Origin of the sequence: Arthrobacter sp. Bi26 (genome assembly GCF_918697925.1) — a bacterium.
Lineage (GTDB): Bacteria > Actinomycetota > Actinomycetes > Actinomycetales > Micrococcaceae > Arthrobacter.
The window spans coordinates 1-6205 of record NZ_CAKKMF010000154.1; the positions used below are offsets into that span (position 1 = coordinate 1).

The 6205-nt window shown below is 68.2% G+C and carries 9 protein-coding genes; 2 read left to right on the top strand and 7 right to left on the bottom strand.

Translation table 11 applies throughout. The features are described 5' to 3' along the window. Window positions 1–257: 257 nt before the first annotated feature. Window positions 258–830 carry an MOSC domain-containing protein gene (locus LQV16_RS22570; protein ID WP_229996078.1) on the top strand — a complete coding sequence of 191 codons (573 nt, stop codon included), beginning with the start codon at window positions 258–260 and terminating at the stop codon, window positions 828–830. A gap of 51 nt (window positions 831–881) precedes the next feature. Here the strand turns inward: LQV16_RS22570 and LQV16_RS22575 are convergent, their stop codons facing one another. The 7 genes from LQV16_RS22575 to LQV16_RS22605 all read right to left on the bottom strand — a co-directional run bounded on the left by LQV16_RS22575 (window position 882) and on the right by LQV16_RS22605 (window position 5482). After that, complete coding sequence (locus LQV16_RS22575; RefSeq protein ID WP_229996079.1) at window positions 882–1313, bottom strand: SRPBCC domain-containing protein; 432 nt, start codon at window positions 1311–1313, stop codon at window positions 882–884. A gap of 130 nt (window positions 1314–1443) precedes the next feature. Further along, window positions 1444–2493 carry an ABC transporter ATP-binding protein gene (locus tag LQV16_RS22580; RefSeq protein ID WP_229996080.1) on the bottom strand — a complete coding sequence of 350 codons (1050 nt, stop codon included), beginning with the start codon at window positions 2491–2493 and terminating at the stop codon, window positions 1444–1446. Next, on the bottom strand, window positions 2490–3311 hold the full coding sequence (locus LQV16_RS22585) for an ABC transporter permease (protein WP_229996081.1): 822 nt from the start codon (window positions 3309–3311) through the stop codon (window positions 2490–2492). Before LQV16_RS22585 ends, LQV16_RS22580 begins: the two co-directional genes overlap by 4 nt. 8 nt (window positions 3312–3319) lie before the next feature. Beyond that, window positions 3320–4135 (bottom strand): molybdate ABC transporter substrate-binding protein, encoded by an 816-nt coding sequence (gene modA, locus LQV16_RS22590; protein WP_229996082.1) that lies wholly within the window; start codon window positions 4133–4135, stop codon window positions 3320–3322. Next, window positions 4132–4542, bottom strand: coding sequence for a TOBE domain-containing protein (locus LQV16_RS22595; protein WP_229996083.1), 411 nt, complete (start codon window positions 4540–4542; stop codon window positions 4132–4134). Before LQV16_RS22595 ends, modA begins: the two co-directional genes overlap by 4 nt. A gap of 126 nt (window positions 4543–4668) precedes the next feature. Next, a complete protein-coding gene (locus LQV16_RS22600; RefSeq protein ID WP_229996084.1) occupies window positions 4669–5136 on the bottom strand; it encodes an SRPBCC domain-containing protein in 468 nt (155 codons plus the stop codon). Further along, a complete protein-coding gene (locus LQV16_RS22605) occupies window positions 5111–5482 on the bottom strand; it encodes a metalloregulator ArsR/SmtB family transcription factor (protein WP_229996085.1) in 372 nt (123 codons plus the stop codon). The genes LQV16_RS22600 and LQV16_RS22605 overlap by 26 nt, the downstream gene beginning before the upstream one ends. A 185-nt stretch (window positions 5483–5667) precedes the next feature. Here LQV16_RS22605 and LQV16_RS22610 point away from each other — a divergent pair. Continuing rightward, a partial coding sequence (locus LQV16_RS22610) for a hypothetical protein (RefSeq protein ID WP_229996086.1) occupies window positions 5668–6205 on the top strand: 538 nt, incomplete at its 3' end.

Consider the following 6205-nt stretch of genomic DNA (forward strand, 5'->3'; position numbering starts at 1 on the left):
CCTCAACGCCTGCCACGCCCGGCATCCTCACCGCTACCGAAACAAACCCACCGCACCACCCGCCCCGGCCCACGCCGGCATCAACCACAAAACCAACCAGCTGTCACAAACAGCTTGATTCATTCCGAGGTTGCGGCGAGCCCGCACGTGTCCGGCGAATTCGCGCGCGCCGCAGCCGCCGCGCCGCCGGCCCGCAGCCCCGCCGCCCCTGTGACCATCGGCGTGCCCGGGCCGGCGATGAAGGATAGTTTGGAGGCATGACGGCAAGTTACAGGTACGACGTCGAGGTCCTGCACCTCCTCGTCTCGCCGGCGCACGCCTACTTCGGCCGCTCACGGGATGGCGCGGCCCAGGTCCCCACCGCAGACGCGGACCGCGTCGAACTGGTGGCCGGCAAGGGCATCGTCGGCGACCGGTTCTTCGGCAAGGCCGCCCACATGGACGCCGCCGTCACCCTCCTCTCGATCGAGGCCCTCGAAGCGATGGCCGCAGAGCTGGGAGCCGAGCCCTTCGACCCGCTCCTGACCCGGCGCAATGTTGTCCTCAGGGGCGCACACCTCGCTCCCCTGCTCGGCGAAGAGTTCGCGCTGGAATCGAGAGGGGACGTGGTCCGGCTCCGGGCCGGACGGCCAGCCCACCCCTGCGCCTGGATGGACCGGATGCTCGCCCCGGGTGCCCACGCCGCCATGCGCGGGCGGGGAGGCGTGCGCTGCCAACCGCTCTCCAACGGCATCCTGAGTCGCGGGCCGGCCGTGTTGGTCAGCCCGGTGCCGCTCGAGCCCGGGCAGGCCGGCATCGCCACGCTGCTGCGCCCGTCGCGGCTGCCCTAGCCCACACGCGCCGCGGCCGGTACCCGAACCCGCAGTGGGAGCCCGCTCGGGCTAATCCCGCTCGGCGATCGCTTTCACGCTCTTGACGAGACTGTCCCACATGCCCTTCGAGTGCTCGGCTTCCTCGGCACTTGTGTTGTTGTCCTGCGAAAGCGTCAGTTGCGTGGCGCCGGCCCGGTCCCCGAGCGTCCAGGTGAGCGTGTGGTAGTTCTCGGGCGCATCCTCTTGGCCGCTCAGCGGGCTGAAGTGCGTGACAACCAGCCGCCGGCCGGGTTCAAACTCCAGGACGCTGCCCCTGTCCTCATAAGCCTTGCCGTCCCAAACACCGCGCCACACGATGGGTCCGCCGACCGTCCAGTCGGTCGCGACTTCAGTGCCGAACATGAACTTCTTGATGGCGGCAGGGTCGGTGAGCACGGACCATACGCGGCTTGCGGGCGCCTCGATGGTGATGGTAGACGTCGCCACATACTTCCCAGTCATAGCGTTCCCTTTCCTCACAGAATCGGTCAGCGCCGGCAGCGCCCGGCACCGAGACTACTCCGCCGATCAGAACGTCTGTAAGCCCGTCCCGCCACCGATGCATCTTTCGAGCCGCTGTCCCGCCCGCCGCCTACGCCGGATAGATGGCGATGGCGGCGGCCTTGATGACGAAGTGGACGGTCATTCCGGGGGTGAGGCCGAGGTCGGCTGACGCGGCCGGGGTGATGTCGGCGAAGAGGCCTCCGGCATGGACGCGGATCTGATCGCCGTGCGGCTCAAGGTCCGTGATTCTCACGGGGAATGAGTTTCGCGGGCTGCCGTGCTCTTCGGTGAGGAACACGGACACTGCCGAGGGCGGGAAGACCGCCACGCCGTCCTGCCCGGGGCCGAGGGTGCCGTCGTGGTGGCCCGCGACGACCATCCCCTGGGCGGTGGTGACGCCGGCGTCACTGACGGTGCCGGCCACCAGGTTCAGCCCGGCCAGGCCGGCGGCGAACCGGCTGCGTGGCTTTTCGAGGACGTCGCGGGTCGGTCCTGCCTCGCTGATCCGGCCGTCCTCGAGGACGATCACCCGGTCTGCCAGCATCAGTGCGTCCAGGATGTCGTGGGTGATGATGATGGCCCTGCGGCCGGCGAGGACGCGTTTGAGGAGCCGGCGGAGCAGCGGGGCGGCATGGATGTCGAGGGCGGCCATGGGTTCGTCGAGCAGCAGCAGTTCGGGGTCGGCGGCGAGGGCGCGGGCCACGGCCACGCGCTGGGCCTGGCCGCCGGAGAGCTGTCCGGGGCGCCGCGCGGCGAGGTCCCCGGCGTCGACTTCGGCCAGCCAGTGCATGGCCGTTTCCCGGGCCGCGGCGCTGGACGCGCCGGCGCTGCGGGGCCCGAACGCGACGTTGTCCAGGGCGCTGAGGTGGGGAAAGAGGAGGGCCTCCTGGGCCAGGAGCGCCGTACCCCTGGTGTGCGGCGCCCTCCAAATGTTCTTGTCTGCCGCCAGGTCGAACAGGACCCTGCCGCCGAGTACGGCCTTGCCCGCGTCGGGGCGCAGCAGGCCGGAGATGATCGAGAGGAGGGTCGATTTCCCGGCCCCGTTCGGGCCCAGGATGGCGATGGTCTCGGCCGGTCCGAGGCTGAGGGAGACCTCGAAGCCCCGTGCAGCGAGTGTTGCGTCCAGCTGAAAGGTCACCGGAATGCCCCTTCCGGTGCTGCGTCGACGCGGGGGCGCCGGTAAGAGAGCCCGACGACGGCCACAGCCACGGCGACCAGCAGGAGGGAGAGCGCGACGGCGGCGTCGGCGTCGGTTTCGCGTTGCAAATAGATCTCCAGCGGGAGGGTGCGGGTGACGCCTTGCAGGCTGCCGGCGAACGTCAGGGTGGCCCCGAATTCGCCCAGGCTGCGGGCGAAGGACAGCACGGCGCCGGAGGCCAGGCCGGGCAGCACGAGCGGGATGGTCACCCGGCGCAGCACAGTGCTCGGGCGTGCCCCGAGTGTGGCGGCGACCGCCTCGTACTTGTTGCCGGCGGTGCGCAGGGCGCCTTCGAGGCTGACCACCAGGAACGGCAGGGCGACGAAGGTCTGGGCGAGGACGACGGCGGTGGTGGAGAAGGCGATCTGGATGCCGGCCATTTCGAGGCTTCTGCCCAGGAGCCCCTGGCGTCCGAAGGTGTAGAGCAGGGCGATGCCTCCCACCACGGGAGGCAGGACCAGCGGCAGCAGGACGAAGGCCCTCAGCAGCCGCTGGCCAGGGAACGGGCTCCGGGCAAGAACGAGCGCCAGCGGCACACCGAGGACGACGCAGGCGGCAGTGCTGGTTGCCGAGGTCCGCAGGCTCAGACCGAGTGCCGTCAGTGAAGATTCGGAGGTGATCAGCGGGATGAACTGCGGCCAGTTGACCTTGGCCACCATGGCCACCAGCGGCAGCAGGACGAAGACTGCCCCTGCCGCCGCGATGGCGTAGATCCACGGCGGGATGCCGGTGTACCCGGTGCCGCTGCGTCGGTTCATGCTGTCCTTTACGGGGTGCCGAATCCGGCGTCGCTCAGGACTTTCTTGCCCTCGCTGCCGGTCACCGTCGCGATGAAGGCAGCGGCCAGCTCCTTGTTCTGGCTCGTGCCGACGGTGGCGATCGGGTAGGTGTTTACGGCCTGGTCCGACTCGGGGAAGGGGATGCCTTTAATCTTGGCGCCGGCGGTCTTGACGTCGGTGACGTAGACCAGTCCGGCGTCGGCTTCACCGGAGGTGACCTTGCCCAGGACATCGGTGACGGAGGATTCCTCGCTGACCGGCGCCAGGGTGGTGCCGGTGGCTTTTTCGACGGTGTCGGTCGCGGCGCCGCAGGGAACCTGGGGTGCGCACACGACGACCTTCACGCCCGGCCTGGCCAGGTCCGCGAACGAGCTGATCGACGCCGGGTTGGACGGCGGGACCGCGATCTCCAGGGTGTTCGTGGCGAAGTTGGCCGGGGCGCCGTCGGTCAGTTTCGCGTCGGTCAGCTTGGTCATGTTCTTGGTGTCGGCGGAGGCGAAGACGTCGGCCGGGGCGCCCTGGGTGATCTGCGTGACCAGATCCGAGGAGCCTGCAAAGTTCAGCGCGATTTTGGTGCCGGGGTGCTCCGCCTCGAAGTCGCTGGCCAGCTTGGTGAAGGTCGCCTTCAGCGAGGCCGCGGCGAAGACGGTGATCGTTCCGGTGAGAGCCGGCGTGGTGGACCCGCCGGCCGCGGCGGTGCTGCCTCCGGTGGCCCCGGGCGCGCCGGAGGCGCAGCCGGCCAGGCCCGCGGTCAGGGCGCCGGCGACCAGCAGCGCGGTGACGTGCCGGCGGGGCAGGCTCATATGACGCTCTTTCCGTGGGGCGTTTCGATGATGACCGTGGTGGCTTTGACCACGGCAGTGGCGACGGATCCGAGCTCCAGGCCCAGTTCCCGGACGGCTTCACTGCTCATCAGGGACACAACGCGGAAGGGGCCGCACTGCAGCTCAACCTGCGCCATGACTTTGTCCTCGGTGATGCCCGTGACCAGGCCGACGAACCGGTTGCGGGCCGAGCTGCCCACGCGGGCGGGGTCTTCGGGCAGCTGGGCCTGGTCGCGGGCGAGGCGGGCAAGTTCCAGGCCGTCCACGGCCAGCCGGCCGGAGTCATCCTTGACCGGGGTGAGGATTCCGTTCTCGGTCCAGCGCCGGACAGTGTCGTCACTGACCCCGAGAAAACGTGCGGCTTCTGATACGCGAATTTTCGGCATAGCTCCATGATCTCCTATTTGCGGAGTATTTGAGCACTCCAATCCGCAAATCAGTCTAAAACCGTCCCCCTGAGGCTTATCCGAGGTCTGGCGGGGGTCCGCCAGACCTCTGCTGGGGCGCTGCGCCTAGGCCAAGACCTTGTCCAGCTTGGTGAACGAGGTGCCCCACCCCTCGCGCGTCATGTCCAGCCATTCGGCGCTGGCGAACGGGCCTTGGGTAAGGTGCAGCCGGGTCCGGCCGCCCAGGTCCTCGAACTCAAGCCGCATTTCGGGCCGGCGGGTGATGCCGGCGTCGGGCTCCGCCCGTTGGGTAGCCACCAGGAGCGCCGGCGGGTCGTAGACGGAGATCACGGCGTCAATTGGTCCCTCCTTGGTGACGCCGTCCTCTTCGTAGACCATAACCAGCTGCCATGCGCCGCCGACGCGGGGCTCCACGACGATCCGATCCCGGGGCGAGTCCACCCCCACGGGGCCGAACCAGGCGGCGAGCTGGTCCGGATCGGTGAAGGCATCGAAGACCAGTTCGCGGGGAGCATCGAACTCCCTGGTCATGGTGAGGGTGTGGGACTCATGAGTGTTCTGCTGCACGTTCATTGCCAGGCTCCTGATTCTTGGGAACTTGCTGGATCTTTCGCAAATGCGCATCGAGGCGGCTGAAGCTGGCATCCCAGAAGCGCCTGTACTCTTCCATGTATTCGGCAACCTCGCGCAGCGGCGCGGCCTCGAGCTTCGAGGACCGCCACTGCGCATTCCGGCTCCGGGTGATCAGCCCGGCGGCTTCGAGCACCTTGAGGTGGCGGGAGATCGCGGGGAGGCTGATGTCGAAGGGCTCGGCCAGCTCATTCACGGTGGCCTCGCCCTCGGCCAGCCGGGCCAGGATGGCCCTGCGGGTGGGGTCGGCGAGCGCCGAGAAGATGAGGCTGAGCCGATCGACTGGCATCGGGATGCGCCCTTCGTATTTAACACTCCTGCTAATTAACTGATGTGTTAAATATGCTCCTGCGGCGAGCCCTGCGTCAAGGGTTTTCTGCTCCAGCCCCCAATGCGGGAGCTCCCTCGATTTCGGCGCCGACCCGGACCATAATCGGGGGTAACCAGACAACGTTCTGCCGAGAGGAGCCGGCCGTGGCAACTACAGCCTTGCGGGCAGGGATAAGGTATGCGGCAGCCGCGCTCACGCTGGGGATGGTTCTTCTGACCGGGACCGGCTGCTCCTCCGACAATCCAGCGGAAACCGCGAAGATCACGCCGGCGACCAACGGGATCAACACCGTGGTCGGTCCGATGAAGCTGGCGGACATGCTCATCCTCTCCCACGGAGCGGACCAGCCCGGACGGATCATGGGAACCTTATTCAACACGTCCTCAACGGACGCGACCGTCACCATAACTGGGGCAACAGGTTCGAAGGTATCGATTCCGGTCAAGGCCAACGGCGAAACCTCCCTGGCCCAACCCCCGGCCATGATGCTGGACCCCACGGCGGGATCTCCCGGTTCCTTGGTCACGGTCCGGGTGAGCGAAGACTCCACGGGTACGTCGGCCGATGTTCAACTCCCGGTCCTCGACTCCACGCTGCCCGAATATCAGTCCTACATGCCCGCAACGCCGGGGAGCACTGCCACACCATCTGGGACCGGGTCCCCCAGCCCCAGTCCCAGCC

Excerpts from the sequence above, each read along its gene's own strand:
- LQV16_RS22570 (WP_229996078.1), top strand. The coding sequence starts at position 258 with ATGACGGCAAGTTACAGGTACGACGTCGAGGTCCTGCACCTCCTCGTC.
- LQV16_RS22575 (WP_229996079.1), bottom strand. The coding sequence starts at position 1,313 with ATGACTGGGAAGTATGTGGCGACGTCTACCATCACCATCGAGGCGCCC.
- LQV16_RS22585 (WP_229996081.1), bottom strand. The coding sequence starts at position 3,311 with ATGAACCGACGCAGCGGCACCGGGTACACCGGCATCCCGCCGTGGATC.
- modA (WP_229996082.1), bottom strand. The coding sequence starts at position 4,135 with ATGAGCCTGCCCCGCCGGCACGTCACCGCGCTGCTGGTCGCCGGCGCC.
- LQV16_RS22595 (WP_229996083.1), bottom strand. The coding sequence starts at position 4,542 with ATGCCGAAAATTCGCGTATCAGAAGCCGCACGTTTTCTCGGGGTCAGT.
- LQV16_RS22600 (WP_229996084.1), bottom strand. The coding sequence starts at position 5,136 with ATGAACGTGCAGCAGAACACTCATGAGTCCCACACCCTCACCATGACC.
- LQV16_RS22605 (WP_229996085.1), bottom strand. The coding sequence starts at position 5,482 with ATGCCAGTCGATCGGCTCAGCCTCATCTTCTCGGCGCTCGCCGACCCC.